Raw genomic sequence first — 23,964 nt, forward strand, 5'->3', positions numbered from 1 at the left:
GGGTCTTCTTCCTCAGCGGCGGGCGGCGGGGTTGTAGTTGGCCTCCTCCACGGGAAGCTCGGCCTTGATGGGGTCGGCCTTCTCGAAGTGCAGTTCGATGCCGATCTTCTGGCCGGGCTCGGGGCGGGACTTGAGGTTCATGAACATGAGGTGGTTGCCGCCGCGTTCGAGGTCCAGTGCTCCGCCGGCGGGGATGTCGAAGGACTTCACCTGCCGCATCTTCTGGCCCTCGGTCGTGTGGATGGTGACGTCGTCGGAGATGTCGCTGGTGACGGCGGTGAGCTTGTCGTCGGCGCCGCCGCTGTTGGTGACGGTGAGGAAGCCCGCGCCGAGGTCGCCGACGGGGCGTGGCATGTAGCCGTCGCCGACCGTGAGTTCGGGGGTGTCCGGGGACGAGCAGCCGGTCAGCGTCAGTGCGGTGGTGAGCCCGACGGTGAGTACGAGGGAAGTGGTGCGCCGGTTCACGGGTTCTCGCCCTTGATGATCTTCGGGAGATCCTTGGCGTAGTCGTCCGAGGTGGCGTCCTCGCCGTACAGCACGTACCCGGCGTCGGTCTTCGGCGAGAACGCGATGACCTGGGTGCCGTGCATGGAGACGGTGGTGCCGTCCTTCTCCTTCTTGGGGGCGTCGATGCCGATGCCGAGCTGGCGCGCGCCCGCCTGGATGGTCGGGAAGTCGCCGGTCAGCCCGACGAACGACGGGTCGCCCGCGCTGGGCAGCCACTTGGCGAGCTCGGCGGAGGTGTCCCGCTCCGGGTCGGTGGTGACGAAGACGACCTGGAGCTGCTCCTGCTCGGCCTTGCTCAGCGACTTCCTGGCGATGGCGATGTTGCTCATCGTCAGCGGACAGACGTCCGGGCAGTTGGTGTAGCCGAAGTAGATCAGCGTCGGCTTGCCCTTGGTCGCCTCACGGAGGTCGTAGTCCTTGCCGTCGGTGTCCTTGAGGACGAGGTTCGGCTTCTTGAAGGGCTGGTCGAGTACGGTCGCGGCCTCCGTCCTGGCCTGGGTGGAGACATCGGCGACCGGCTTCGCGGAGTCGTCGCCGCTGCCGCAGGCGCTGAGGGTGAGTGCGGCGACGGCCGCGAGGGCCGCCGCGGTGGTGAGGGTCTTCTTGCTGCGCATAGGGCTGTTTCCTGGTGGTGGGAGGGGTGACCGGGCGGGCAGGGCCGGGGGAGTCCCGGCCCCGCCCGCCCGGTCAACGGGTGTCAGGTGGTGGTACGGCGCCGGCCGGCCAGGACGCCGAAGGCCACCCCGGCGACGCCGACGACGATGCCGGCGATGCCCAGGACGCGGGCGGTCGTGTCGCTGCTGCCGTCGCTGCCCGCGGAGGCCGTCTCCGTGGTGCCGTTCTGCTGGGCGGCGGTCTTGGCCGTGGCCTTGTCGGCGTCGGAGCCCGCACCCGTGTCGTGGCCGGCGCCGCCGTGCTCGTCGCCGGTGGCCGCGCCGAGCTTCAGCACGGGCGCGGGGCTCTCGGGCTCCTCCGCGCCGTCCTTGGGCTCCTCGATCCACCGGACGACTTCCTTGTTGTCGTACGTCTGGAGGGCCTTGAAGACCAGCCGGTCGGTGTCCTCGGGGAGCTTCCCGACGGAGAGGGGGAACTGCTGGAACTCACCGGGACCGATCTTGCCGCCCGTCGAGGTCCAGGTGACCTTGGTGGCGGCCTCGGCGATGGTGTTGCCGTGCATCTCCAGCGGCTCGGCGAGCTTCTCCTTGGTGACGACGGCCTTCCAGCCGGGCACGGGCTGCGGCATCACGGAGGCCAACGGGTGGTCGGCCGGGAGGTTCACTTCGAGCTTGGTGGTGGAGGCGTCGTCCCGCTCGTTGGGCACCTTGAAGTTGATGACGGCGTAACCGCCCTTGGCGGCCTCGCCCTGCGGCTCCACGCCGACGTGCGCGGAGGCCGGCCCGGCCAGCAGGAACAGGGCGGAGGCGGCGACGCCGCCGACGACGGAGAGACGCGCGACGGCGGGGGAGCCGAACGGGAGCGAGGACGGCAGCGAGGACGGCAGCGAGAAGGAGGAGAAGGCTGGGAACACGGAACACTCCACAGGATGAGGGAAGCGGTGATCAGTCGGTGGGCGTACCGGCGGCTCACCCGGCCAGGACCGGCCGGACTCGCGCGTACGCGAGCGCGGCGGCGCGGCGGCACCTCACCCGTCCGTACGGAGCACGCGGCACGGAACAACGGGGCACACGGAAGCGCGTGCCGTCCGGGCGTGGCGGGGGGCGGGGGTGCGTCGCGTCAGGCCGCGAGAGCGAACGCGGCCGGCGGGCCGCGTCTGATCACCGTGTGGTGGAGTGTCTCCCCCGCCGGTACCGGAGGGGCACCGTACGAGGAGGCGTGCCGGGCGCGCGACTCGGGCGCGGGCACGCCGGGGAGTCCGGCGCGCAGGGCCCGTACGAGCGCGAGAGCGGCGCGCAGGGCACGGAGCGGCGCGCTGTCCGCCACTTCGCCGATGCCGTCCGCCGAGAGCCTGCCGAGCCGGAGCAGGGCGAGGTCGCCGCGGCGCAGCAGCCATCCGGTCGCGAGGGCGGCCAGGAGGTGCGCGAGCATCATGGGCAGGGAGGGCAGCAGCCCGCCGCCCGAGGCGCCGAGCGGGCCGGTGGCCGCGGCCCCGACCGTCGCCAGGTGCTCATGGGCGGCGCCCAGTTGTGATTCCGCCAGGCCCGGCGGGCCCGTAGGGCCCGGTGCGGGGACGCCCGCGTCGGCGAGGATGCGCTGTGCGTCGACGGGGCTCAGTGGCCCCGCGCCGGGCCCGCAGACGAATCTCGCGGCCGTCCGGATCAGGATCTCGTTGCTGTCGGCCGGGGCCTGGAGCCGGTGCTGACCGACACCGAACAGGGTGTGCAGACCGAGCTGGCCGCCCGTGAGGGCGGCGACGATGGACGGCGTGGAACGCGCGGTGCCCGCCAGCGGCGCGACGACCGCGAAGACCCCCAGGAAGCCGACGAGCAGCGTCCACCAGGGGACGGAGGCACAGGCGGCCAGTGCGTGTCCCGTCGCCGACAGCAGGACGCAGACCGCGGCGAACACCGCGGCCCTCAGCAGCCGCGGCGCGGCATCGGGACGGAGGCGGACGGGACTGGACATGGCCGGGTCATCATCGCACTGCTCCACCGGGGCCCGCAGGGCAGGTCCGGAAGGTCAGTGTCTCGCCCTATACACGCCGTACGTCGCCCTCGCATCCGCCGAATGAGCGCTATCACGTCAAACGTGTGCTTACAGGCCGGTCTCCGGGGCAATACGTATCGGTATGTCGAGCCGCAGCAGCCTGAACAGCCGCAGCCAGGAGGCTGACGCATGAGCATCTGGTGGTCTCTCCACTTGCGGCGCGAGGCCGCGAGTGTTCCGCTCGCCCGGCGCCTTCTGCTCGACGCCATGCGGACCGAGGGGGTCGACCCGGACATCTCCTTCGACCTCTCGGTCGCCCTCACAGAGGCGTGCGCGAACGCCGTCGAGCACGGCGGGAACGAACGTTCCGCCGGGGAGGCGCCCGGCGCGTACCGGGTGACCGCGTATCTCGACGGTGAGCGCTGCCGTATCGAAGTGGCGGATTCCGGGCCCGGTTTCCCGGCCCGGCGGGTGGTGCGCCGCGCCCCCACGACCGCCGAGAGCGGACGCGGGCTCCGCATGATCGAGCAGTTGGCCGACCACGTGCACTTCCGCAACAGACCGGGGCACGGTGCCGTCGTCAGCTTCGACAGGGTCCTGAACGGCGCGCGGACGCCCTGCTGAGCAGGGAGGGCCCGACGGGGCCGGCCACCACGCGTGTGGCCGGCCCCGTCGGGAGCCGCTGTCCGCAGAACAGATGGCGGAGCTGTCAGGACTGCTTGAGGGCCGCCATCCACGCCTCGACCTCGTCCGCCCGGCGCGGCAGCCCGGCGGAGAGGTTCCTGTTCCCGTCCTCCGTGACGAGGATGTCGTCCTCGATCCGGACGCCGATCCCCCGGTACTCCTCCGGCACGGTCAGATCATCGGCCTGGAAGTAGAGACCCGGCTCGACGGTCAGGCACATCCCCGGCTCCAGCGTCCCGTCCACGTACGCCTCCCGCCGCGCGGCGGCGCAGTCGTGGACGTCGAGGCCGAGCATGTGGCCGGTGCCGTGCAGGGTCCAGCGGCGCTGGAGTCCCAGTTCGAGGACGCGCTCGACCGGGCCCTCCAGCAGCCCCCACTCGACCAGCTTCTCGGCGAGGACGCGCTGCGAGGCGTCATGGAAGTCCCGGTACTTCGCGCCGGGCCTGACGGCCGCGATACCGGCCTCCTGGGACTCGTACACCGCGTCGTAGATCTTGCGCTGGATCGCGCTGTAGCTGCCGTTGATGGGCAGCGTGCGCGTGACGTCGGCGGTGTAGAGGGTGTGCGTCTCCACACCGGCGTCGAGCAGCAGCAGGTCGCCGGAGCGTACGTCGCCGTCGTTGCGCACCCAGTGCAGGGTGGTCGCGTGCGGGCCCGCCGCGCAGATCGAGCCGTAACCGATGTCGTTGCCCTCGACACGGGCGCGCAGGAAGAAGGTCCCCTCGATGTAGCGCTCGCTGGTCGCCTCGGCCTTGTCGAGGACCCGTACGACGTCCTCGAAGCCCCGTACGGTCGAGTCGACGGCCTTCTGCAGCTCACCGATCTCGAAGGCGTCCTTCACGGCGCGCGCCTCGGAGAGGTGGACGCGCAGCTCCTCGTCGCGCTCGGCGGTGACCTTGTCGGCCAGCGCCGCCTCGATGCCGGCGTCGTGCCCCCGGACGTTACGGACGGGGCCCGTGGCCTCCTTGAGCGCGCCGGGCAGCTCCCGTACGTCCTTGGCGGGCAGTCCGAGGAGCTGCTCGGCCTCGTCGAGGGAGTGCCGGCGGCCGACCCACAGCTCGCCCTGTCCGTCGAGCCAGAACTCGCCGTTCTCCCGGTCGGAGCGCGGCAGCAGATAGACGGTCGCCCGGTGGCCCTCGCCCTTCGGCTCCAGGACGAGCACGCCGTCCTGGGTCTGGTCGCCGGTGAGGTACGCGTACTCCGTCGACGCGCGGAACGCGTACTCGGTGTCGTTGGAGCGCGTCTTCAGGTTCCCGGCGGGGATCACCAGGCGCTCGCCCGGGAAGCGCGCGGAGAGCGCGGCGCGGCGGGCGGCGGTCTCGGCCGCCTGCGGGATGGGGCGCAGGCCGTGCAGCTCGGTGTCGGCCCAGCCGGACTTCATGTTCTCCGCGAGCTCGTCGGACACGCCCGGGTACAGACCGTTCTTCCTCTGCTTGATCGGCTCTTCCGCTGTCTCAGGGGTCTCCGCTCCCGGTTCCGGTGTCTCCGGGGTGAGCTCTTCAGCCACGTCTTCTCCTCGTACGAAAGCCCATTTTTTCCATCGTATGTGGGAGGGGAAGAGGGGCCAGATTTCTGTGAGGAATCAGTCGAAGCGGGCGGCGAGCAGCACGATGTCCCCGTCCTCCTCTCCCGGCACCCCCGGCGCTCCCGTTTCCTGCCGCCGTCCTTCCGGGAACAGGGTCCGCAGGACGTGGTCCGCGACGTCCCCCGGATCGCTGCGCGCGGACGAGGGGACGCTCGCCGCCGCGGTACGCAGCCGCGCGAAGGCGCGGTCCATAGGAGCGCCGGTACGGTGTAGCAGCCCATCTGTGTAAAGCAGCAACGTTTCGCCCGACGCGGGCCACAGTTCCACGCTCGGCGCCTGCCAGCCGGAGACCATTCCGAGCGGCGCGGACAGGGTGGTCTCGACGTATTCGGTGCGCCGGTCCCCGACGAGCAGCGGCGGCGCGTGCCCCGCCCCGGCGAGCACGATCTTGCGCGGGCCGGGCTCGGCGTACGCGAAGAGCGCGGTGGCCGTACGGGTGGGCTCCGTCAGCCGGAGCAGCAGTTCCAGGTCGGAGAGGACGGCGACGGGGTCCTCGCCCTCCATCACGGCGTACGCCCGCAGCGCGGCGCGCAGCCGGGCCGTGGCGGCGAGCGCGCCGGGTCCCGAGCCGCTGACCGAGCCGACGGACAGGCTCAGGGCGCCCTCGGGCAGCGGCAGCGCGTCGTACCAGTCGCCGCCGTGCCCGTATCCGCGCCCGCGCCGGTGGCCGTGCGTATCGGTGCCGGTACGGGGGCCGGTGCCGGATCCGGTGTGCGGGTCCGTGAGGCGGCGCGCGGCGAGCCGTACGCCGGGGATCCGGGGCAGCCGGCCGGGCCGTAGCTCGTCGGTGAGGGCGGCGGCGTGGGCGCGCGCCCGGTCCAGTTCGAGCAGGCGGGTGAGATGGGCGGCGGCGTGGCGGGCGTAGAGCCCGACGAGATGGCGCCGGCGAGCCGCCGGTTCGGCGGGCTCGTCGTACAACCAGACCGCCACGCCGAGTTGTCCCGACCGCGGCGGGGTCGTGTCCATCGCCGCATCGGTGCGCAGGGGAACGGCGTAACTCGCCCCGTAGCCGAGCCGGCCCGCGACCTCGCGCTGGCGCGGGTCCGTGGCCGGATCCGCGAACAGATCGGGTTCGGCCACGCCGCTGTTCGACCCGGCCCCGTCGAGGAGCAGCCTGCCGTGCGCGCTCGCGTGGCGCGGCACGGTCTCCAAATGGCCGAGATCGGACGGTGAGAGGCCGAGGCCGACGGTGGTGACGGGGCCGAGCCCGTCCGCCGGTTCCAGTACCACCAGGCCGCGCCGGGCGCCGACCAGGGCGGCTCCGGCGCGCAGCAGTTCGTCGAGGGCGGCGTCCGGTGAACCGGTCCTGGACAGGCGTTCCACCAGCTCGTGGAGGGTGGTCAGATCCGAGACCCAGCCGGCCAGCCGGTCCTGGATCAGCGCGCCCGGCGGGGCCGGGATGACGTCACGCGGCGCGGCAGTGTGCGCGGGAGCGGCAACTGCTGAATCGATTCCGGCCACTTTCGGCAGGTTAGGCGCGCTCATGGCGGTCGCTTCCCGGTGGGTGCGTTTCGCTCAATAGCATCGCAAACCCCCATGTCATTCTGCACGGCTGGCATTGCATCCACATGTACACGCACAGCAGATGCAATGTCCAGCATTGTCCTGGCGCAGCGGTGGGTTTCTATGGGATCCTGAAGTTGGCCGAAAAATGACCCCCCTGACCATGTTTTGCGATCGACTGATGGCGTTCAACAGGGGGTCTGCCAGGGCCGAGTTCCACAACAGCCCTGGTAGAGCGTCTTGGAGCGTCATTCCGAACGTGAGCGTCATTCCGAACGTGCTGGGTACGTAAACGGTGACGGACAGGGGCAGTTGGGACCGCCCCGGAACCTGGCGGCGGGCCTTGGCGTCTTAACCGCCGTAGGCCACGCCCCATCCCCCGGAGTGGCGAGAAAAGTACAGCGGGACAGCGGGAAACCAAGCGCGACACCACGCGCGACACGCGACAGCGGAACAGCAAGCGCCATGCGCACGCCACTCCTCGCCACACGTTCCACCCCGTTCCAACCACGCGACGAAGCGCGAACCGAAGAAGTAACGACGACCGTCCGTGATCGGTCCAGGTACGGTGCCCCGCACCGCGGACCAGGAAGGACTGTCGGTGCCTCGGGCAGGGGGCGGCAGAGCGCTGGATGTACGCACAGTGAAGTGATGCACACACATGCACGGACATGCGCACACGGTGTCGGTGTCATGTGGACCTCGGCGTTCAACGGAAAGGAACGAGCGCTCATGCGCGAGATCCTCGGAAGGCGACGCAGGCTCCGGCTCCGGCGCAAGGGGAGCAAGAAGAGTCCTGCCCAGCTCGACGCGGCGCTCATCTGCGCCTCGGACTGGGGGTGGCCCGTACTCCCCGGTGTCGGACTCAAGGCGGCCGGTGGCCGCGGGACCCGCGGCCCGGGCTGCGCCTGCCCCGACCCGGAATGTGTCGTACCGGGCGCCCACCCCTTCGACCCGGGGCTGCTCGCGGCGACCACCGACACGCGCATGGTGCGCTGGTGGTGGGAGAACCGGCCCACGGCCCCGATCGTCCTGGCCACCGGCGGCGCGGCGCCGTGCGCGGTGAGCCTGCCGGCCGTCGCCGGCGCGCGGGCGCTGGTGGAGCTGGACCGGATGGGCATGCGGCTCGGCCCGGTCGTGGCGACGCCCACGCGCTGGTCGCTGCTGGTGGCCCCGTACACCCTCGAACAGCTCGGCGAGCTGCTCTACGCCAAGGACTGGGTGCCCAGTTCGCTGCGGTTCCACGGGGAGGGCGGCTATCTCGTCCTGCCGCCGTCCGAGGCCGCGGGCGGGCAGGTGCGCTGGGAGCGGGAGCCCCTGGCGGGTTCCGCGGCGCCCTGGCTGCCCGATGTGGAGGCGGTCGTGGACGCGTTGGTCGAGGCGAGCACCGGCGCGCCCGACGGCGGCAGCAGGCTCGCGTACTGAACCCGCCGGAGCCTCGGCCGGACGGCCCGGACCGGAAGCGAACCCGGGCTGTCCCGTCGTGCGGGCGCCGGCCGCATCACTCGTACGGGTGTGAGCCGGGCCCAGTTGTCCGGGAAGTGGCCGCGAGGCGTCCCTGAGCGGCCCGTCGCGCCGCTATCTTCGGCCCACCATGAATCTCCGCATTTTCGGGCTCACCGCCGCAGTGGTGTGCGCGGCGCTGCTGCCCCTGGTGGCCTCCGCGGGCTCCCCCGGCCCTCTCGCGGGCCCTGGCGGGCCCGCGCCGGGCTCGGGGCCCGCCACCGCCCCGGAGGGCGCCACCGCCCCCGTACGGGCCTCCACGCCACCCACCGCGGACGCTCGGCCGCGTACGGATCCGGCAGATCCGGCAGATCCCGCGGATCGCGCGGATTCTGCGGCTCCCGCGGAGCGGACCGTCGAACGATGCGGGCCTGAAGTCGCCTCCCCCGCGGGCGTCGAGGCGCAGACGTGCGTCCTGTCCGACGGTGTCGCCTCCGACGCCGGCACCGTGGACGACGCCGCTTCCGGCGGGGTCGCCGAGGGCGGGGACATCTGGGCCCGTGCTTACTATCGCAACGCGACGGGCGGTGAACTGCTCGCCGTACTCAGCCTGATGGGGCCGCGCGGGCGGACCGTACAGACGTATTGCGCGATCGCGGCGGACGACGAACCGGCGACCTGTGAAACATCGCGTGAGCGGTTCCGGGGAAAGCGCTCCGGCTATCTGGCGATGGCCGAGTTCGCGGCGCCGGGGGAGGACGGGACCGGAGCGGGCGACGGGCCCCTGCTGTTGCGCTCGGGAAGCAACTCCCCGGGTCCTGACGTCGGTTGACCCGACGGCGGACGGATCGGACGGGACCGGGAACGCGGACGCCCGGTCGCTGGCGACGGGGGATGCACCAGCGACCGGGCTTCTAGAACGGTAACAAGAGATCGGCGGTTAGCAAATTCGATCCGGCGTATTCAGGCAACGAATTACTGGCCGGTAGAGCGAGGTGTGACTGGTATCACCGAACTCTTGTGAACTTCTGTGGACTTCCGTGGAACCCTTTGGGATCGCAACCCCTCGGGGCATGTCGCCCGGCTCAGCTCAGCGTCACCTGTCGGTTGGTGAGCCCACCGCGCGCCCGGCGCTCGTCGCCCGTGAGCGGCGCGTCGTCGGCGAGGGCCGCCGCCAGCCGCTCGGCGAACTCCGCCGCGGGCTTCTCGCACTCCTCCGCGCCCATCGCGCTCGGCAGGTCCCACACCGGGACGGTGAGCCCGTGCGCCCGGAAGGAGCCGACCAGCCGGGTCCCCTCGCCGAGGCTCGACGTGCCCGCCGCGTGCAGCCGCGCCAGCGCGTCCAGCAGCTTCTCCTCGGGGTGCGGCATGACCCAGCGGAGGTGGTTCTTCTCCGGCGTCTCGCACCAGTACGCGGCGTCCGTGCCGGAGAGCAGGGCGGTCGGGATGGCGGCGGCGTTGGCCCGCTCCAGGGAGGCGGTCACCTCCGCCGAGCTGTTCTCCGCGTCCGGCACCCAGAACTCGAACCCGGAGTGCACGACCGGCGCGAACGGCGCCGCGGGGTCCAGCAGGTCCTGGAGGCGCGGACCGTCGGCGGGCACGCGGTGCGCGGCCACCGGTCGGCCCGGTTCGGCGGCGAGGGCGCGCCGCAGCGTGTCGGCGAGATCGCGGCTCAGATCGCCGGACGACGTGTCGTTCTGGAGGGCGAGCAGCACGGAGCCGTCGTCGCGGCGCAGCGCGGGCCAGGCCATCGGCAGGACCGTCGCGAGCGTCACGGACGGCACGCCCTCGGGCAGCCCGTCCCTGAGCGTCAGTTCGGCGGTGGCCGCGGGCACCAGCTCGCGCAGCGCGACCCAGTCGCACTCACCGGCCAGGCCCTCGAAGGGCCGCTGGACCAGCTCGGTGACGGCGTGCGCGGCGGCGCGGCCGTGACACGCCTTGTAACGGCGGCCCGACTCGCACGGGCAGGGTTCACGGGCCCCCACCACCGGGACGGGGCCGTCCTTGAGCTGAGCCTTCGCGGCCTTCGTCTGGGGGCGCTTCTTGGCCATGGTGGCTTTCTCCCGGGAACGGCGATGCGGTGTCGGCCGAGCCTAGCGCCCCGCTCGGACAGGGCCGGGCCGTACGGGGCCCACGAGTCCCCGGTGGAGCCCACGGGAGGCGCGCGGGGCGACCGACCGCGGACGTACCACCCGTACGGGCGTACGGAAGCGGTATCTCTGTGCGGTGCGCTACCCGGGGTGTTACCGGGGTGCTGTGGGGCCGGGCCGGGCACCACCGCCACGGGCCACTACGGACGCCCGCGCCGACCGGTCCCGTCGGGCCGCTCCGGGCTCCCCGACTCGTCCGACCTGTCCGACCTGTCCGACCCGCTCAGGCCCGCCAGCCGGTCCATGCCCCCCGGCCCGTCGGACCGTCGAGGCCGTCCAGATCGTCGAGGTCCTCAAGGTCCTCAAGGCCGTCGAGGTCGCCAAGGTCGTCGAGTCCTGTCAGGCCGGGGGCCGAGACACGGGTGGCGAAGTCCTCGCGGCGGTGCCCTTCGGTGACGATCACCCAGACCGTGACCTCACCGGTCGCGCCGTCCCGTACGCCCCACTCCTTCGCGAGCGAGGAGATGATGTTCAGTCCGCGGCCGCCGCGGGCCGTGACCGAGGGTGTGGCCGGAATCGGGCGGGTCGGTCCGCCACCGTCCGTCACCTCGACCGTCAGCCGCCCCGCCTTGTCGACGCGCCACTCCGCGCGGATGTCGCCGTCGCCGCTCTCCGGACGCCCCAGCGGTCTGCCGTGCCGGCACGCGTTGCTGACGAGTTCGGAAAGGATCAGTACGGCATCGTCGACGACCGACTCCGACACCCCGCTGCGGCTCAGCTGCTCCCGCATACGGTGCCGCGCCTGCCCCACGCCCGCAGGGCCGTGGGGCACGGCCATGCAAGAAGACGTGGGTACTTCCTGTGTCACCACAAACGCCACCCCCGAGACCTCCTTTGCCCCACGCCACCGTGTGAATGCCCCGGGGGCCTGACGGGGAAACCGGCCCGGCAAAGGCCTTTGACGCACTCGAACCGACCGAACAAGCCAGGAACGCGCCGGTGCACTCCCCGTGACCGTTCGTGTGCGAGAGGTGTTCGGGGGAGGGGATCTTCAGACAGCCCGGCCGAGCTGCGAGAGCACCTGGCGGGGCCGGTTGGTGATGATCGCGTCGACGCCGAGACGTACACAGAGGTCGACGTCCTCCGGTTCGTTCACCGTCCATACGTGGACGCGGTGGCCCGCCTGCTGGAGCCGGGTGATGTAGCCGGGATGGTTACGGACGATGCGCATCCCGGGCCCGGCGATCCGCGAGCCGGCGGGCAGCCTCCCGTCGCGCAGCCGGGGCGAGACGAACTGCATGAGGTAGACGGTCGGCAACTGGGGCGCGGCGTCCGCGATCCGGTGCAGGGAACGCGCCGAGAAACTCATGACCCGTACGCGGGACTCCGCGTCGCCCGGGGCGTCCAGGCCGAAGCGGCGCAGCAGGTGCAGCAGCCGGTCCTCCACCTGGCCGGCCCAGCGGGTGGGATGTTTGGTCTCGACGGCGAGCTGGAGGGGGCGGCCGGCGTCCGCGACGAGTTCGAGGAGCCGTTCCAGCGTCAGTACGGAGGTGAGCTCCGGGTCCCGCCAGTCCGGGCTCTCCTCGCTGTCCTTCCAGGAGCCGAAGTCGAGCGCCGCGAGATCGGCCAGCTCCAGGGCGGAGACCGCGCCGCGCCCGTTGGAGGTGCGGTTGACGCGCCGGTCGTGGACGCAGACGAGGTGTCCGTCGGCGGTGAGACGTACATCGCACTCAAGGGCGTCCGCGCCGTCCTCGATGGCTTTCGTGTACGCGGCCAGGGTGTGCTCGGGGGCGTCCTCCGAGGCTCCGCGGTGGGCGACGACCTGGATGCTGTGCTGTCGTGCTTGAGTCACCGCGTCATGGTGTCATCGTGACAGGGTAGACGGGCGTTCGAAGGGGGCCTTCCGGGGTCCTTCCCCGGAGTCCTTCACGGGGTCCTTCACACGGCCCCTCCGGAGCCGTCCGTAATGTCCGGAGTAAAGATGGACCGGCAGATGCACAGGTCCTGCTTACAGTGGTCTGACGTGCTGTGGGAAAAGCTGACCGCAGACACTTGCACAGCGGACTCTTGCCGAAGACCGAGTGGAACCGAGGAGAAAGAGCTGTGAGCACCGAGAACGAGGGCACCGCGGGCCCCTCCGTCCCGTCCGTACCTCCGGTACCGGATGCCGCTCCCGAGGGCACACCCGCGTCCGCCCCGCGAGAGGCCGCGGCCGGCTCCACGGACCCGCGGCCGGGCCCGGCGCCCACACCCCCGGCGTCCACGGGCGGGCAGCCCACGGGCGCCGACCCGGAGCGGCCGGCGGGCACACCGCCGCAGCAGCCGCCCCATGCACCCCAGCCGGCCCACGCACCCCAGCCCCCGTACGCCGCCCCTACCCCTGCTCCCGCCCCTGCCGCGGCGGCCTACCCGCCGCCGGAGTACGGGGCCCCCGCGCAGCCCCCGGGCCCCGTCCCGGTCGGCGCGTCGGTGGGGCAGCCCACCGCGGCGCAGCCCGCGGACGCCGGCTGGCCGCCGCCCCCGCCCGCACTCCCCGCCTACGGAGGCGGCGGTGACGGCCCTGTCTGGGGTGCGCCGGCGCCCGGCCACGAGCCCAAGCCGCCGCGCGGACGCGGGGGCGGGCTGATCGCCGCCGTGCTCGTGGCCGCGCTCGTCGCGGGCGGCGTCGGTGGCGGGATCGGCTACTGGGCGGCGGAGAACAACGACAGCGGCTCCGCGAGCTCGACCACCGTCTCGGCGGCGGACGCCCCGAAGGAAGTCAAGCGCGACGCGGGCACGGTCGCCTCGGTGGCCGCCAAGTCGCTGCCGAGCGTCGTCACGATCGAGGCGAAGGGCGGCAACGGCGAGGGGGGCACGGGCACCGGCTTCGTCTACGACAAGCAGGGCCACATCCTCACCAACAACCACGTCGTGGCCTCCGCGGCCAACGGTGGCGACCTCACCGCGACCTTCTCCGACGGCAAGAAGTACAACGCCGAGGTGGTCGGCCGGGCCCAGGGCTACGACGTCGCCGTGGTGAAGCTCAAGAACGCTCCCTCCAGTCTCACCCCCCTCCCCCTCGCCAACTCGGAGGAGGTGGCGGTCGGCGACACGACGATCGCGATCGGCGCGCCGTTCGGCCTCTCCAACACGGTGACGACGGGCATCATCAGCGCCAAGAACCGCCCGGTCGCCTCCGGGGACGGTTCGGGCGACAGCTCCGGATCCGGCTCGGGCAGCTCGTACATGAGCGCCCTCCAGACCGACGCGTCGATCAACCCCGGCAACTCCGGCGGCCCCCTGCTGGACGCGCGGGGCGCGGTCATCGGCATCAACTCCGCCATCCAGTCGGCGGGCAGCGGCGGCCTGGGCCAGTCCCAGGCGGGCTCGATCGGCCTCGGCTTCGCCATCCCGATCAACCAGGCGAAGAACGTCGCGGAGCAGCTCATCAAGACGGGCAAGCCGGTCTACCCGGTGATCGGCGCGACGGTCACGATGTCCGATACGGGAGAGGGCGCCACCATCGCCTCCAACGGCGAGGGCGGCACCCCCGCGGTCTCCCCGGACGGCCCGGCGGCGCAGGCGGGCCTGAAGGCGGGTGACGTCATCACGAAGTTCAACGACACCCCGGTCGACAGCGGCCCGACCCTGATCGGCCAGATCTGGGCCCACAAGCCGGGCGACAAGGTCACGCTCACCTACAAGCGCGACGGCAAGGAGTCCACGGCCCAGGTCACCCTGGGCGAACGAGAAGGCGAAAGCTGACGCTTTTCCTCCGGTACGGCCGGTACGGCACGGACGGTGCCCGCGCCCAGCGGACACCGTCCGTGCCGTCGCATGACCGGAGACGCGCGGCCGGACGAGCAGCCGGGCGCCGGGCTCTCAGCGCGTCAGCGCAGCACCTCGGCGTCGACCCGGGAGAAGATCAGGTCGCACTGCTGCCCGAGGACGGATCCACGCCATCGCTCGGGAACGACCGACGTGCTGCGGATCGCCAGGGGATAGCTGTCGGGCAGGTAGTCGTTGTCGATGCGGTACGTGTGGAAGCCGTGGTCGCGCATCGTCGTCAGCAGCTCCTCGGCGGAGTCACCGAGCTGGGCCATACGCCCGGGGGCCACCTCGACCGCGATCTCCACATCGGGCCGTAGCCGGTCGAGGAGCGGCGCCATGCCCCGTACGACCGCGCCCTCGGCACCCTCGACATCGATCTTGATGACCCGTGCCCGGGATATGTCGTCGGGCTCCAGCAGTTCCGTCAGCGGAACGGCCTCGGTCTCGAAGGACGACTCGGCCGGCCCGTCGTACGGGACGATGCTGTTCGCGCCCATGTTCGCCGAGCTGGCCAGCACGAAGGTCACCGCCCTCCGGCTGTCGGAGACGGCGGAGTTGACCGCCCGTACGTTGCGGCACTCGTTGAGCCGTACGTGCCGCACCACCCGCTCGTGGAAGGTGGGCGACGCCTCGATGGCTACGACCCGGCCGGTGCTCCCGACGAGGCCCGACGCGAGAACGCTGTAGTACCCGATGTTCGCGCCGACATCGACGAACGCGTCCCCCGGCTTCAGCCGGCTCTGCAGCCACCGCGTGATGTGCGGCTCCCAGATCCCGAAGATGTACAGGTAGCGCTGGATGAAGTCCTGCGTGTCCACGGCGAACCGGGCACCGAACCGGGTCTGCACGACACGCCGCCGCGGATGGTCCCGCAACCGGGGATTGACCCACCGCGCGGCGAGCCACCCCTTCCCGAACAAGCCGGGAGCATCGCGCACGTACCCACGGCCAAGCGTGTCCAGAACGTCCGAGCCGGGGCTGCTCATCCTGATGCCTCTCCGCTGAATCCGATGAATCCCACGCGAACCGAGGTGCCGTGACCGACGACCGACCCGACATCCTCGCACGGCCACCGCAGCCGGGCCTCCCGCGGCCCATCCCCCTGTCCCGGCTGAACTCGGCAGGACTTCCTCATGAGCCGTACGCTGGTGCTGTCGCCCAGCAGGGACGGTGAGCACCATGGCCGAGCAGGACGAGGGGCTGATCGAGAAGCAGCACGACCGCTGCGACTCCGTCCGTACAGCCCGCACGAAGGTGCTGCGCACCAATCGGCGTCACCAGTGGGAGAAGGACCGGGCCCGGCAGCCGAAGGCGACACGACTGGAGACGGGATCCACCGAGCACGACACCGGGCTCACGGTGAACGATCTCGTCTTTCACTCGGCCTATCACGAGAGCACGGCGGACCAGCGGCTCGCCGACGCGCTCGGAGTCCCCGAGGGAACCCCCCTCGTCCAGCGCACATATCGCACCCGGCACGCCGCCGAGACCGCGCCGTTCGCGCTGGTCACCTCGTACCTCGTGCGCGCGCTGGTCGAGTCGAACCCGAAGCTCCTGGACGCGGCCAACGAGCCGTGGCCGGGGGGCACGCAGAACCAACTCCTCACCGTCGGGATCGAGCTGGACCGCATCGAGGAGCGGGTCACCGCCCGGCCGCCGACGCCGGAAGAGGCGGAGGAGCTCGAACTGCCGCCCGGTACGGCGGTGTTCCTGCTCCGGAAGACGTCCTACGACGTCAACGGCCGCGTCGTGGAGATGTCCGAGGTGACGCTTGCCGGTGACCGTACGGAGATGCTGTTCGCCACTCCCCTGGAAAGGTGGTGAGTGCCGTGCGGCGGCGCATCATCGTCATTACCGCCGTCCATGCCCCGTCCGCGCACTTCCTGCCGGACGCGTACAAGTCCCTCCGCGCACAGGAGTTGCCGGAGGGGTGGGAGTGGCACTGGCTGATCCAGGAGGACGGCCGGAGCGAAGACGTCGCCCCATACGTCCCCGACGATCCACGGGTGACCTTCACCCAGGGCCGCCCCGGCGGCCCCGGCACGGCCCGTACGCTCGCGCTCGCGGTGGCGGACGGCGAGTACGTCAAGGTCCTGGACGCCGACGACCAGTTGACGGTGGGGGCGCTCGCCCGTGACCTGGCCGCGCTCGAAGCCGATCCGACGATCGGCTGGGCGACGTCGAGGGTGCTGGATCTGCTGCCCGACGGCTCCACGGCCGGCTTCCCGGGCGACCCGGACGAGGGCCCGATGGAGCGCGGCACCGTACTGGACCACTGGGCGGCGCACGACTACCGCGCCCCGGTCCACCCGGCAACGCTCTTCGCCCGCCGCCACCTGGTGCTCGCGCTCGGCGGCTGGATGGCCCTGCCGGCCTCCGAGGATACGGGGCTGCTGCTCGCGCTGGCCTCCGTCAGCCGGGGCTGGTTCTCGTCCGAGGTAGGACTCCTCTACCGCAAGTGGCCCGGCCAGGCCACCGGCCAGGCGACCCACACCGACCCGGCGGAGCGCACCGCACGCATGGCGGTGGTGGAGGCACGGGCCCGGGCGCTCTCGTACGTACGGTGGAACTACCCGGTCACCGATTGAGCCGCACGGCATTGGCCCTAGGCTCATCGAGCGAGGCAGCGGGGATCGCACAACGGGAGGCTGATCGCTGGTGGGTCATCAGGCGAACGAGGACACGTTCTGGTACGGAGTCCGGAACGGCGAGCCGTTCGGGCAGGGCCTGGTCGGCAGACTGCACGCGCTCGGGCGGGCCGCCGACGCGGACATGGTCACCCGGCTATGCCAGGGCACTCCGGCGGAGGCGGAGACATGGTTCCGTGCCACCGCCGAACAGGAGCCGGAGGACGAGAGCCCGAGCAAGTTCATGATGGCGGAGTTCCTGTCCCACGGTGGGCGGAACGGCGAGGCGGAGGGCTGGTACCGGCTGGCCGCGCTGGCGACCGACGGAGGCCACGACGTGCTGTCGGCCGCGGAGGCACTGGGCGATCTGCTCGCGGCCCGTGGCGCGTGCGAGAAAGCGGAGACGTGGTACCGGCGGGCCTACTACGGCGACGACTCACCCGGCTCCATCGAGCGACGACCTCTGACCGAGCGGTCTCGACCGATCGATTACGCGCACAGACAGCCGAGCGTCGCGCACAAGCGAGCGGCCAACTTGCTGTCCTTGGGCAAGGCGGTGGAGGCGGACGCGTTCCTAGCCGAAGTCGATGAATACAAGCGTCGGAACCCCACCCGCGGGCCGGCGGAAGTCGTCACGACAGCGGTGCTCGCGGGCGCGCTGGTCCCCTTCCTCCAGACCCTGATCACCAAGGCGGGCGAAGACAGCTACCAGGCGGCACGCGCAGTGATCGGCCGCTGGGCCAGAGCGCTCCGCCGCACCACACCGGCCCCGCCCCCGGACAGCGGTCCGGAAGAGCGGCCAGGAGCCGAGGGAGTGGTGGTGCGGATCTCGACCCACGTCTCCGACGAGGCACTTGGGCAACTTGCCGCGCTCGACTTCGCCGCGATCCGACAGGCCATGGGAGGCGCGATCGAGGTGTCCTGGGACGAAGACCTGAGCGAATGGCGAATCATCCGCTCCCGGTGAGAACGCCCTGGCCTTCGGCCCCTGGAACGTATCCCGCTCACCGGTACGAGGCAGCCATGAGTATCCGCGCCCGGAGTGCGTGAGTACCGTCCCCGATGTTCCCGGCATCCGGCGTTGGTCGGATGGGGAACATGAACAAGGAAGATCCGCAGCTCCACGCCGCCCACGCCACGTGGTGGAAGGCCCCCATGGTCGCCACCCTGCCGGGCCTTCCGCTCCTGGTCGGGGAGAGCTGCATGTTCTTCGCCGACGGACACACCGGTGGCATGGAGATTCTGATCACCGCCGCAATGCTGTCGCTCGCCCTCGCCTGGCTCCTGCCACACCGCCGTTCCCTACGCGTACCGCGCATCCTGGCCGCCGGTGCCGCACTCGGTATCGCGTTGCTCCCGCTTGCACTGCTGCTGGGCATAGCCATGGCCTACGGCTGACATCCCCGGCCTGCGAGCCAGGGACGGGCCAACGACCCCGGAGACCGCGTGGGCCCGGTAGGCTGTAGCCGCTCCGCCGCTGGTGGGCGGGGCACGGGTGGGTTGCCCGAGCGGCCTAAGGGAACGGTCTTGAAAACCGTCGTGGCAGCGATGTCACCGTGGGTTCAAATCCCACACCCACCGCACAGGTCAGAGAACATGCTGGTCAGAAGGGGTATCCCGGCCAGGGATACCCCTTCTGCTTTTGCGCCTCGGTGTTCTGGGCGGGATGATCGGGCTGGGCGGCGCCGAGTTCGGCTTGCTCTGTTGATCGGCCTGGTCGGGTTCAACGCGCTCTCGGGCGTCATCGCGGTCAACCTGCTGGTCGGCAGCCTGCTTGGTGCATGGGCCGAAGCGCCTGGTGACTACGCCCGTGTGGTGTGGCTGAAGCCGAGGGAGGTCAGTCCTTCGGACTGGCACAGGCGGTCGGAGGGGCCGCCGACCTCGGTCTGGAGGAGTTGGTAGGCGGCGCCGTGGGACTGGCCCCAGAGCATGGCGGCCCGCCACAGGGCGCGGCCCAGTCCCTGTCCTCGGGCCTCGGGCAGGACAGCGAAGTACTGGGGGAGGAGTTGGAGGCAGCCGATCGCGTCGGGGCGTACGTCCATGGGGCCGATCGCACCCACGATGCGGTTCTCAACGGCAGCGGCGAGCACCGGGCCGCACCGGTCGGCCTGCATCTGGGTGTGGAGGAAGGCCAGGCCGTCGGCGGCCATCGTCTCGGCGAACGACGCGAAGGTGTCCTGCACGGCGGTTGGCCAGGCGGTGACAGGGCGGACCGGGCCGTCCGGGGCGGGGCAGGGGCCGACGGTGAAGTCCTTCAGCTGGATGCGGGTGCCGCGCGGGTGTGCGGTCTTGGGGCCGAGAGGGCGTACGACTCGGGCGTTGACCACGTCGTGCCTGGCAGCGAGCTTCGCGGCCAGTTCGGTGGCCTCAACGACGACGCTGTCGGGGAGCCCGTAGGCGAAGACCTTCACGGTGCCGCGTCCGCGTCGGGTCAGGGTGGGGATGAGGGTGTGCTCAGGTTGGTGGACCACATTGCTGCGGAGGACTTTCTCGTCCTTCTCGCCGCCCCAGCGCCGGTCCTTGTCGTAGGGAAGGAAGTCACCCGTGTCGCCCGCTCGCAGGATGTCCTCGAAGATCCCGACGGTCAGGGCGTCGGGGTGGACGGGACCGAGGGTCGGCACGATCGGCGCGGTCAGTACGGGATGGAGCCAGTCCCAGCGGAAGAACATGAGCGGCACCCTAGCGGTGAGCCGGTCAGGGCTCAGGCCCCGACGCGAGCACGCCGGGGCCTGAACGGAGTTGACCGGATCGTGTCGGTCAGTGGGGGTTGTCGTCACCGGCGTCGCAGGAGCACTCCGCGCTCTCCACGATCACGTCGAGGTCTTGGACGGCGGTGATCGACGCGGTTGCGACGGGCGGGGCCGCGCGGCGGGCCGAGGTCGGCGGGCCGGGGAGGATGGTCACCGGTACGGGCGGGGTCATGAGGCGTTCTCCTTGTCTCCGTGCTGGCAGTAGCTGTGCAGCGGCGCCTTCGCCTCCTGGTAGTGCTTGGCCAGGGGGCGGCAGACCCGGCAGCTGCCGGACAGGGCGCAGCCCTCGCACCCACCGGTGCGAAGCATGAGGCGGTCGGCGATGGCGCCGAGCCGGGTGAGGCCGTCGATGCCTTCGGCCATGAGGTCGATCCGGTCGTCGCGGCCGACCTTGCAGATCGAGACCTTGGCGTGCGGGTCGGCATGGAAGAAGGTGTGTCCCGCGTTGCAGCCGGCGAACGGCTTGCGCTGCCGCAGGTGGGCGGCGGACTGGGCGAGCAGCGGCTCACCGCCGCCGTAGATCGTGGGCGTCATGTTCGTGTACGCGTGGTTCTCGACGTTCCACTCGTCGGAGAGGGCGGCCATCTCGTCGGCCTCGGAGGCGTTGTCCTCGGTCACCACGACGTTGATACGCAGCGGCAGGCCCGCCTCGCGTGCGGCGTCCATGCCGCGTCGGAACGCCTTCCACGCGCCACGGCGTCGGGTGAGCGTGTCGAAGGACTCCTCGCTCGCCCCGTACATGCTGACGACCAGCCGGTAGGGCGGGCAGTCATGGAAGAGCTTGAGGAGGTCCGGCCGCCAGAGCAGGGAGCCGTTGGTGGAGATGGTGAGCATCATTCCGGCCCGCCAGGCGTACCGGTAGGCGGCCTGGAAGTGGGGGTCCATGGTGGGTTCGCCGCCGGTGATCTGGAGCCAGAGGACGCCGGCCTCGCGCATGATGTCCAGCAGTCGCACCTTGTCGTCCCAGCCGAGGCCGGAGAAGGGCCGCTCGCCGAGGTAGCAGTGCTTGCAGCCGAAGTTGCAGCCGAGGTTGATCTCCCAGGATGCCCGGCAGTAGCCGTACGGGGACGGCTCGCGTACCAGAACGGTGCCCTGCGCGGGCTGGCCTCCCAGGTCCAGGCCCCACACGTCGGTGGCGGTCTGCACCGCCCAGGTGGGAAGCGGTTCACCGTCGGTGGCGGTCTGTCGCAGGCTCTCGTAGTGGTCGGCGGAGATTCGGGCGCCGGCCCTTGCTCCGGGTTTGAGGAGAAGGTGTCCGTCGAGGAATGGGGAGGCGATCAGTGCGTGGGCCATCGGTGGCCCTCCTTCCGGATCACGGAGCGGGACAGCACACGGGACTCCTGGCGGCTGGCGCGGTAGTGGATCTCGCCAAGGCCGTTGCAGGTGCCGCAGGTTCTGCCGGACGAGTTGGCGCCGCTGCCACCGCAGTCGCCGCACTGTTCGTTGCGAGGCGAGCGAGGGCGCCGGGTCTTGTGTGGGCTCGCGATCAGTTGGTGCACGAGACCTCCTCCAGGGCGTCTTCCCAGGTGTGCTGCTTGGCGTGGTCGGCGAACAGACAGCAGCCCTCGCCGTCGGGCCCCGGGGCGGCCACCGGGCAGTCCGGCAACACGACGAGTTCCGTCTCGTCCGGCCCGCACCACCGGAGCCATAGCGCGGTCCCATACGCGCCCGCGTCGGTGAGGAGACCGAAGTGCTCACCCGCGCCGTGCGCGGACAGCTGGCACTGCACCGCTCTGTCGATGTACGTGGCGGCCGACTTCTCCCGTGCTTCCCGTGCCAGGCCGAGGGGCACCCGGCGCCCGTGCGCGCACCGCATCACGACACCATCCGGAAGGACACGACGGCGTTCCACTCCTGCTTCGAGCACCGGGGGCAGACGCACGGCGAGTAGCGGCCCGGGTTTTCCGGAACCACCGGGTCCTCGCCCACGCGTACCTCGGTGAGAGGTCCCCACGTTTGGCCGGAGTCGCGGGAGACCCGCAACGTCATCCGTACGTCGTCCTGTCCGTTCGCCATGGTCAGGAGCATCGCGATCCGCCGGCCCGGCCAGAAAGGCCAAGCGGATTACCCAACTTGGGTAACATCACCCTCGGTTGATCAAATGTAGCGATCCGTAGTCCTTATGCCGGAGCGTGCCCGATGCCCGAGCCATCTCGCTCGAAGGAACTCCCGGTCAGCCTGCTCACAGACTCAGTCATGATCGAGGCATGCCAGGCCAGAGACTTCGGCCGCATCTTTCAGCTGGTCAAGGTGCGAGCAGGCATCTACCCGTCGATGATCGCGCGCCGCTGCGACCTGACCCCGAGCCGCGTGGGCGAGGTAGTCGCCGGACGGCGGCAGTTGCTGCACATGGACGTGATCGAACGGATCTCGGATGGGCTACGTATCCCTGGGCACATGCTCGGCCTTGCCCGACGTTCCTGGGAGACGCCGCCCAGCCTGGGGGTCACACCCCGAGAACCGGCCAAGGTACCGGCCTCAGCCGTGGAGCTGCTGGTCGCAGGAGTACCGGGGGCGGACGAAGATGCCCGATCCCTGGCCGCCGATACGGAGCTCTCTGCCAGGCTCGCTCGTCATGCGGCGGAGACCAACGTCAATACGCTCGTACTGGAGCAGTTCGATGCTGATGTCGAACGACTTGCCCGGGACTTCGTCAGCCGGCCCCTGTCTCTTCTGATCCCGGAGATTCGCACAGCTCAGGGTGGAGTGTTCCAGTTGCTGGAGGGCCGACAGCACCCCGGTCAGACCCGTCACCTGTACGTGGTCGCGGGGTGGCTGTCCGGTCTTGCGGCCCATGTGTCGCTTGACCTGGGGGACCGCTCCGCCGCAGCTACGCATGCACGCACGGTGGTGCAGTGCGCGGAGATCTCGGAGCACTCACCGTTACGCGCATGGGCACGGTCGTTCCAGTCACTGGCCGCTTACTGGGCGGGGGACTACCGGCGGGCAGGAGACCTTGCGCGGGCGGGCCAGAGCGAGGGTCGAGGCCCCGGTACGGGAACGATCAAGGCTCGGTTGCTGAGCTTGGAGGCACGGGCCCGCGCAGCCGAAGGGGACAACCACAGCGCGCTGAGGATACTTGCACTGGCCCATGAGGCACGGGGTGCTGCGGGACCCGACGAGTTGCCCGGGGTCTTCTCGTTTCCCGAGGCCAAGCAGTGGGCCTACGCCGGGACCACCCTGTTGGCCGTCGGGGGCGACGAGCAGATCCGGCACGCCGTAAGCGCGTCCAATCGCGCCGTGGAGCTGTACCAGGCCGGGCCGGAAGTAGACCGCTCACCCGGCGATCTACAGGCCGCCCATCTGGACCTGGCCACGGCCTACCTTGCCGGCGGTGAGGTCGAGGGAGCCGGTGCGAAGCTCTCGGAGGTGTTCACCGCCGAGGGATACACGGCGAGCATCACCATCAGGCTTCGCAATCTGGCCGCGCTCCTCGGAAGCGAGCCGTACCGTGGCGCACAGTCGGCAGTCGATCTGCGCGCGCACATTCACGAGGTGACCGTCCGGCCCGCTCTCGCCGGCAATCCTAGGAGCCCCGATGACCGCCCAGCCCACGCGTGATCATTTGGTCACCGATCGCAGCCTTCTTTCCACCAAGGCGTACGGCACGGGTCAGCACCTGGCCGCCCGTCAGTCCCTCTACCAATGGCAGACCCCGCGCCACGACCTTCCTGGCGTCGTCGTGAACGAACTGGCCGACGTACGCGGTGTGATCGCCGACGTGGGTTGCGGTAACGGGAAGTTCGTCGCCCGGGTGCGGGACGACCGTCCCGACCTGAACGTGCTGCCCATGGACGCCTCTCACGGCATCCTCGGCGCCATCCCTGGAGCAGTCGTCGCGGACGTCCAACAGTTGCCCGTTGCGGATGGAGCCCTCGGTGCGGTTCTTGCGCTGCACATGCTGTACCACGTCGAGGACCAGGCCCAGGCCGTACGGGAGTTGGGCCGCGTACTGGCACCCGGCGGCATCGCGATTGTCTCCACGAACAGTCGGACCGACAAGCGGGAACTGGAGCGCCTTTGGCGCCAGGCCGCAGGCGATGTGCTGGGCATCCAGGAGGGCCCGGCCCGAGTGCAGTTGTCCGCCCGCTTCACCTTGGAGGACGCGCCGGCGGTCCTCGGTACGGTCTTCGATGAGATCCGCACGATCCCCTTTCCCGGGGTGATCGAGGTGACCGACGCTGAACCGGTCGTCGCGCACTTGGCCTCGTACGAAGCCTGGGCCGACAAGATGGGCGTTCCGTTCCTGGAGACGATCGAGCGCGCCCGGGAGCGGGTCAACGAGACCATTCGGGCAAAGGGCGCTTTCCGCGTCACTTGTCTTGGCGGCATGCTCGTCTGCCGATGAGTCCTGGGCGCGT

Annotated in this window: 25 protein-coding genes and 1 tRNA gene; 11 read left to right on the forward strand and 15 right to left on the reverse strand. The window is 70.9% G+C overall.

Going from position 1 to position 23,964, the window contains the following annotated elements:
- Positions 1-12 precede the first annotated feature (12 nt).
- The 4 genes from ACFTZC_RS31015 to ACFTZC_RS31030 all read right to left on the reverse strand — a co-directional run bounded on the left by ACFTZC_RS31015 (position 13) and on the right by ACFTZC_RS31030 (position 3,090).
- Positions 13-465, reverse strand: coding sequence for a copper chaperone PCu(A)C (locus tag ACFTZC_RS31015; protein ID WP_382895299.1), 453 nt, complete (start codon positions 463-465; stop codon positions 13-15).
- A complete protein-coding gene (locus ACFTZC_RS31020; RefSeq protein ID WP_382895301.1) occupies positions 462-1,121 on the reverse strand; it encodes an SCO family protein in 660 nt (219 codons plus the stop codon). The genes ACFTZC_RS31015 and ACFTZC_RS31020 overlap by 4 nt, the downstream gene beginning before the upstream one ends.
- Before the next feature lie 83 nt (positions 1,122-1,204).
- The gene (locus tag ACFTZC_RS31025) at positions 1,205-1,996 is read right to left on the reverse strand and encodes a YcnI family protein (protein WP_382895374.1); all 792 of its coding nucleotides are present in this window, start codon (positions 1,994-1,996) and stop codon (positions 1,205-1,207) included.
- 245 nt (positions 1,997-2,241) lie between these two features.
- Positions 2,242-3,090 carry a hypothetical protein gene (locus tag ACFTZC_RS31030; RefSeq protein ID WP_382895302.1) on the reverse strand — a complete coding sequence of 283 codons (849 nt, stop codon included), beginning with the start codon at positions 3,088-3,090 and terminating at the stop codon, positions 2,242-2,244.
- Positions 3,091-3,300: 210 nt separating this feature from the next.
- Between ACFTZC_RS31030 and ACFTZC_RS31035 the strand changes: the two genes are divergently transcribed.
- Positions 3,301-3,735 (forward strand): ATP-binding protein, encoded by a 435-nt coding sequence (locus ACFTZC_RS31035; RefSeq protein WP_382895304.1) that lies wholly within the window; start codon positions 3,301-3,303, stop codon positions 3,733-3,735.
- An 85-nt stretch (positions 3,736-3,820) separates the two neighbouring features.
- Here ACFTZC_RS31035 and ACFTZC_RS31040 read toward each other — a convergent pair whose 3' ends face one another.
- Together ACFTZC_RS31040 and ACFTZC_RS31045 are read right to left on the reverse strand one after the other, a co-directional pair.
- On the reverse strand, positions 3,821-5,302 hold the full coding sequence (locus ACFTZC_RS31040; RefSeq protein ID WP_382895306.1) for an aminopeptidase P family protein: 1,482 nt from the start codon (positions 5,300-5,302) through the stop codon (positions 3,821-3,823).
- Positions 5,303-5,377: 75 nt separating this feature from the next.
- Complete coding sequence (locus ACFTZC_RS31045; protein WP_382895308.1) at positions 5,378-6,841, reverse strand: SpoIIE family protein phosphatase; 1,464 nt, start codon at positions 6,839-6,841, stop codon at positions 5,378-5,380.
- Positions 6,842-7,615: 774 nt separating this feature from the next.
- Here ACFTZC_RS31045 and ACFTZC_RS31050 point away from each other — a divergent pair.
- Both ACFTZC_RS31050 and ACFTZC_RS31055 read left to right on the forward strand, forming a co-directional pair.
- On the forward strand, positions 7,616-8,308 hold the full coding sequence (locus ACFTZC_RS31050) for a bifunctional DNA primase/polymerase (protein ID WP_382895310.1): 693 nt from the start codon (positions 7,616-7,618) through the stop codon (positions 8,306-8,308).
- A 169-nt stretch (positions 8,309-8,477) separates the two neighbouring features.
- The gene (locus tag ACFTZC_RS31055; protein ID WP_382895312.1) at positions 8,478-9,158 is read left to right on the forward strand and encodes a hypothetical protein; all 681 of its coding nucleotides are present in this window, start codon (positions 8,478-8,480) and stop codon (positions 9,156-9,158) included.
- Between the two features lie 253 nt (positions 9,159-9,411).
- Here the strand turns inward: ACFTZC_RS31055 and ACFTZC_RS31060 are convergent, their stop codons facing one another.
- From ACFTZC_RS31060 to ACFTZC_RS31070, 3 genes are all read right to left on the reverse strand, one after another.
- Entirely contained in the window at positions 9,412-10,377 is a 966-nt protein-coding gene (locus ACFTZC_RS31060; protein ID WP_382895313.1) for a DUF5926 family protein, read from the reverse strand.
- A 322-nt stretch (positions 10,378-10,699) separates the two neighbouring features.
- A complete protein-coding gene (locus tag ACFTZC_RS31065; protein ID WP_382895315.1) occupies positions 10,700-11,383 on the reverse strand; it encodes an ATP-binding protein in 684 nt (227 codons plus the stop codon).
- Between the two features lie 84 nt (positions 11,384-11,467).
- Positions 11,468-12,268, reverse strand: coding sequence for a glycerophosphodiester phosphodiesterase (locus tag ACFTZC_RS31070; RefSeq protein WP_382895317.1), 801 nt, complete (start codon positions 12,266-12,268; stop codon positions 11,468-11,470).
- A 251-nt stretch (positions 12,269-12,519) separates the two neighbouring features.
- Here ACFTZC_RS31070 and ACFTZC_RS31075 point away from each other — a divergent pair, with 251 nt between their 5' ends.
- Complete coding sequence (locus tag ACFTZC_RS31075; protein ID WP_382895319.1) at positions 12,520-14,160, forward strand: S1C family serine protease; 1,641 nt, start codon at positions 12,520-12,522, stop codon at positions 14,158-14,160.
- A 125-nt stretch (positions 14,161-14,285) separates the two neighbouring features.
- Here ACFTZC_RS31075 and ACFTZC_RS31080 read toward each other — a convergent pair whose 3' ends face one another.
- Positions 14,286-15,212 (reverse strand): FkbM family methyltransferase, encoded by a 927-nt coding sequence (locus tag ACFTZC_RS31080; RefSeq protein WP_382895321.1) that lies wholly within the window; start codon positions 15,210-15,212, stop codon positions 14,286-14,288.
- A 193-nt stretch (positions 15,213-15,405) separates the two neighbouring features.
- Here ACFTZC_RS31080 and ACFTZC_RS31085 point away from each other — a divergent pair, with 193 nt between their 5' ends.
- From ACFTZC_RS31085 to ACFTZC_RS31105, 5 genes are all read left to right on the forward strand, one after another.
- Positions 15,406-16,050: a UTRA domain-containing protein gene (locus ACFTZC_RS31085; protein WP_382895323.1), complete on the forward strand. Its 645-nt coding sequence runs from the start codon at positions 15,406-15,408 to the stop codon at positions 16,048-16,050.
- A gap of 5 nt (positions 16,051-16,055) precedes the next feature.
- On the forward strand, positions 16,056-16,814 hold the full coding sequence (locus tag ACFTZC_RS31090) for a glycosyltransferase family 2 protein (protein ID WP_382895325.1): 759 nt from the start codon (positions 16,056-16,058) through the stop codon (positions 16,812-16,814).
- Between the two features lie 70 nt (positions 16,815-16,884).
- Positions 16,885-17,820, forward strand: coding sequence for a hypothetical protein (locus ACFTZC_RS31095; protein ID WP_382895326.1), 936 nt, complete (start codon positions 16,885-16,887; stop codon positions 17,818-17,820).
- A 131-nt stretch (positions 17,821-17,951) separates the two neighbouring features.
- The gene (locus ACFTZC_RS31100) at positions 17,952-18,251 is read left to right on the forward strand and encodes a hypothetical protein (protein WP_382895328.1); all 300 of its coding nucleotides are present in this window, start codon (positions 17,952-17,954) and stop codon (positions 18,249-18,251) included.
- A 96-nt stretch (positions 18,252-18,347) separates the two neighbouring features.
- Positions 18,348-18,434: transfer RNA gene (locus ACFTZC_RS31105), tRNA-Ser, on the forward strand.
- Positions 18,435-18,655: 221 nt separating this feature from the next.
- On the opposite strand, the gene ACFTZC_RS31110 is transcribed toward ACFTZC_RS31105, so the two are convergent.
- The 5 genes from ACFTZC_RS31110 to ACFTZC_RS31130 all read right to left on the reverse strand — a co-directional run bounded on the left by ACFTZC_RS31110 (position 18,656) and on the right by ACFTZC_RS31130 (position 21,619).
- The gene (locus ACFTZC_RS31110) at positions 18,656-19,522 is read right to left on the reverse strand and encodes a GNAT family N-acetyltransferase (RefSeq protein ID WP_382895330.1); all 867 of its coding nucleotides are present in this window, start codon (positions 19,520-19,522) and stop codon (positions 18,656-18,658) included.
- A gap of 88 nt (positions 19,523-19,610) precedes the next feature.
- Positions 19,611-19,775: a hypothetical protein gene (locus ACFTZC_RS31115; RefSeq protein WP_164494953.1), complete on the reverse strand. Its 165-nt coding sequence runs from the start codon at positions 19,773-19,775 to the stop codon at positions 19,611-19,613.
- The gene (locus tag ACFTZC_RS31120; protein WP_382895332.1) at positions 19,772-20,896 is read right to left on the reverse strand and encodes a radical SAM protein; all 1,125 of its coding nucleotides are present in this window, start codon (positions 20,894-20,896) and stop codon (positions 19,772-19,774) included. The genes ACFTZC_RS31115 and ACFTZC_RS31120 overlap by 4 nt, the downstream gene beginning before the upstream one ends.
- 193 nt (positions 20,897-21,089) lie before the next feature.
- Positions 21,090-21,419: a hypothetical protein gene (locus tag ACFTZC_RS31125; protein ID WP_382895334.1), complete on the reverse strand. Its 330-nt coding sequence runs from the start codon at positions 21,417-21,419 to the stop codon at positions 21,090-21,092.
- A complete protein-coding gene (locus tag ACFTZC_RS31130) occupies positions 21,419-21,619 on the reverse strand; it encodes a hypothetical protein (protein WP_382895336.1) in 201 nt (66 codons plus the stop codon). Before ACFTZC_RS31130 ends, ACFTZC_RS31125 begins: the two co-directional genes overlap by 1 nt.
- 123 nt (positions 21,620-21,742) lie before the next feature.
- Here ACFTZC_RS31130 and ACFTZC_RS31135 point away from each other — a divergent pair, with 123 nt between their 5' ends.
- The gene (locus ACFTZC_RS31135) at positions 21,743-23,164 is read left to right on the forward strand and encodes an XRE family transcriptional regulator (RefSeq protein WP_382895338.1); all 1,422 of its coding nucleotides are present in this window, start codon (positions 21,743-21,745) and stop codon (positions 23,162-23,164) included.
- Positions 23,142-23,951 (forward strand): class I SAM-dependent methyltransferase, encoded by an 810-nt coding sequence (locus ACFTZC_RS31140; protein WP_382895340.1) that lies wholly within the window; start codon positions 23,142-23,144, stop codon positions 23,949-23,951. Before ACFTZC_RS31135 ends, ACFTZC_RS31140 begins: the two co-directional genes overlap by 23 nt.
- Positions 23,952-23,964: the final 13 nt, after the last annotated feature.

Origin of the sequence: Streptomyces sp. NPDC056987, assembly GCF_042673865.1 — a bacterium.
Classification (GTDB): Bacteria; Actinomycetota; Actinomycetes; order Streptomycetales; family Streptomycetaceae; genus Streptomyces.

What these genes read in the sequence shown, in the direction of transcription:
- ACFTZC_RS31100 (WP_382895328.1), top strand. Translation starts at nt 17,952, where the DNA reads ATGAACAAGGAAGATCCGCAGCTCCACGCCGCCCACGCCACGTGGTGG.
- ACFTZC_RS31050 (WP_382895310.1), top strand. Translation starts at nt 7,616, where the DNA reads ATGCGCGAGATCCTCGGAAGGCGACGCAGGCTCCGGCTCCGGCGCAAG.
- ACFTZC_RS31115 (WP_164494953.1), bottom strand. Translation starts at nt 19,775, where the DNA reads ATGACCCCGCCCGTACCGGTGACCATCCTCCCCGGCCCGCCGACCTCG.
- ACFTZC_RS31055 (WP_382895312.1), top strand. Translation starts at nt 8,478, where the DNA reads ATGAATCTCCGCATTTTCGGGCTCACCGCCGCAGTGGTGTGCGCGGCG.
- ACFTZC_RS31080 (WP_382895321.1), bottom strand. Translation starts at nt 15,212, where the DNA reads ATGAGCAGCCCCGGCTCGGACGTTCTGGACACGCTTGGCCGTGGGTAC.
- ACFTZC_RS31120 (WP_382895332.1), bottom strand. Translation starts at nt 20,896, where the DNA reads ATGGCCCACGCACTGATCGCCTCCCCATTCCTCGACGGACACCTTCTC.
- ACFTZC_RS31125 (WP_382895334.1), bottom strand. Translation starts at nt 21,419, where the DNA reads ATGCGGTGCGCGCACGGGCGCCGGGTGCCCCTCGGCCTGGCACGGGAA.
- ACFTZC_RS31030 (WP_382895302.1), bottom strand. Translation starts at nt 3,090, where the DNA reads ATGTCCAGTCCCGTCCGCCTCCGTCCCGATGCCGCGCCGCGGCTGCTG.
- ACFTZC_RS31110 (WP_382895330.1), bottom strand. Translation starts at nt 19,522, where the DNA reads ATGTTCTTCCGCTGGGACTGGCTCCATCCCGTACTGACCGCGCCGATC.
- ACFTZC_RS31085 (WP_382895323.1), top strand. Translation starts at nt 15,406, where the DNA reads ATGGCCGAGCAGGACGAGGGGCTGATCGAGAAGCAGCACGACCGCTGC.
- ACFTZC_RS31020 (WP_382895301.1), bottom strand. Translation starts at nt 1,121, where the DNA reads ATGCGCAGCAAGAAGACCCTCACCACCGCGGCGGCCCTCGCGGCCGTC.
- ACFTZC_RS31060 (WP_382895313.1), bottom strand. Translation starts at nt 10,377, where the DNA reads ATGGCCAAGAAGCGCCCCCAGACGAAGGCCGCGAAGGCTCAGCTCAAG.
- ACFTZC_RS31135 (WP_382895338.1), top strand. Translation starts at nt 21,743, where the DNA reads ATGCCCGAGCCATCTCGCTCGAAGGAACTCCCGGTCAGCCTGCTCACA.
- ACFTZC_RS31035 (WP_382895304.1), top strand. Translation starts at nt 3,301, where the DNA reads ATGAGCATCTGGTGGTCTCTCCACTTGCGGCGCGAGGCCGCGAGTGTT.
- ACFTZC_RS31140 (WP_382895340.1), top strand. Translation starts at nt 23,142, where the DNA reads ATGACCGCCCAGCCCACGCGTGATCATTTGGTCACCGATCGCAGCCTT.
- ACFTZC_RS31130 (WP_382895336.1), bottom strand. Translation starts at nt 21,619, where the DNA reads ATGGCGAACGGACAGGACGACGTACGGATGACGTTGCGGGTCTCCCGC.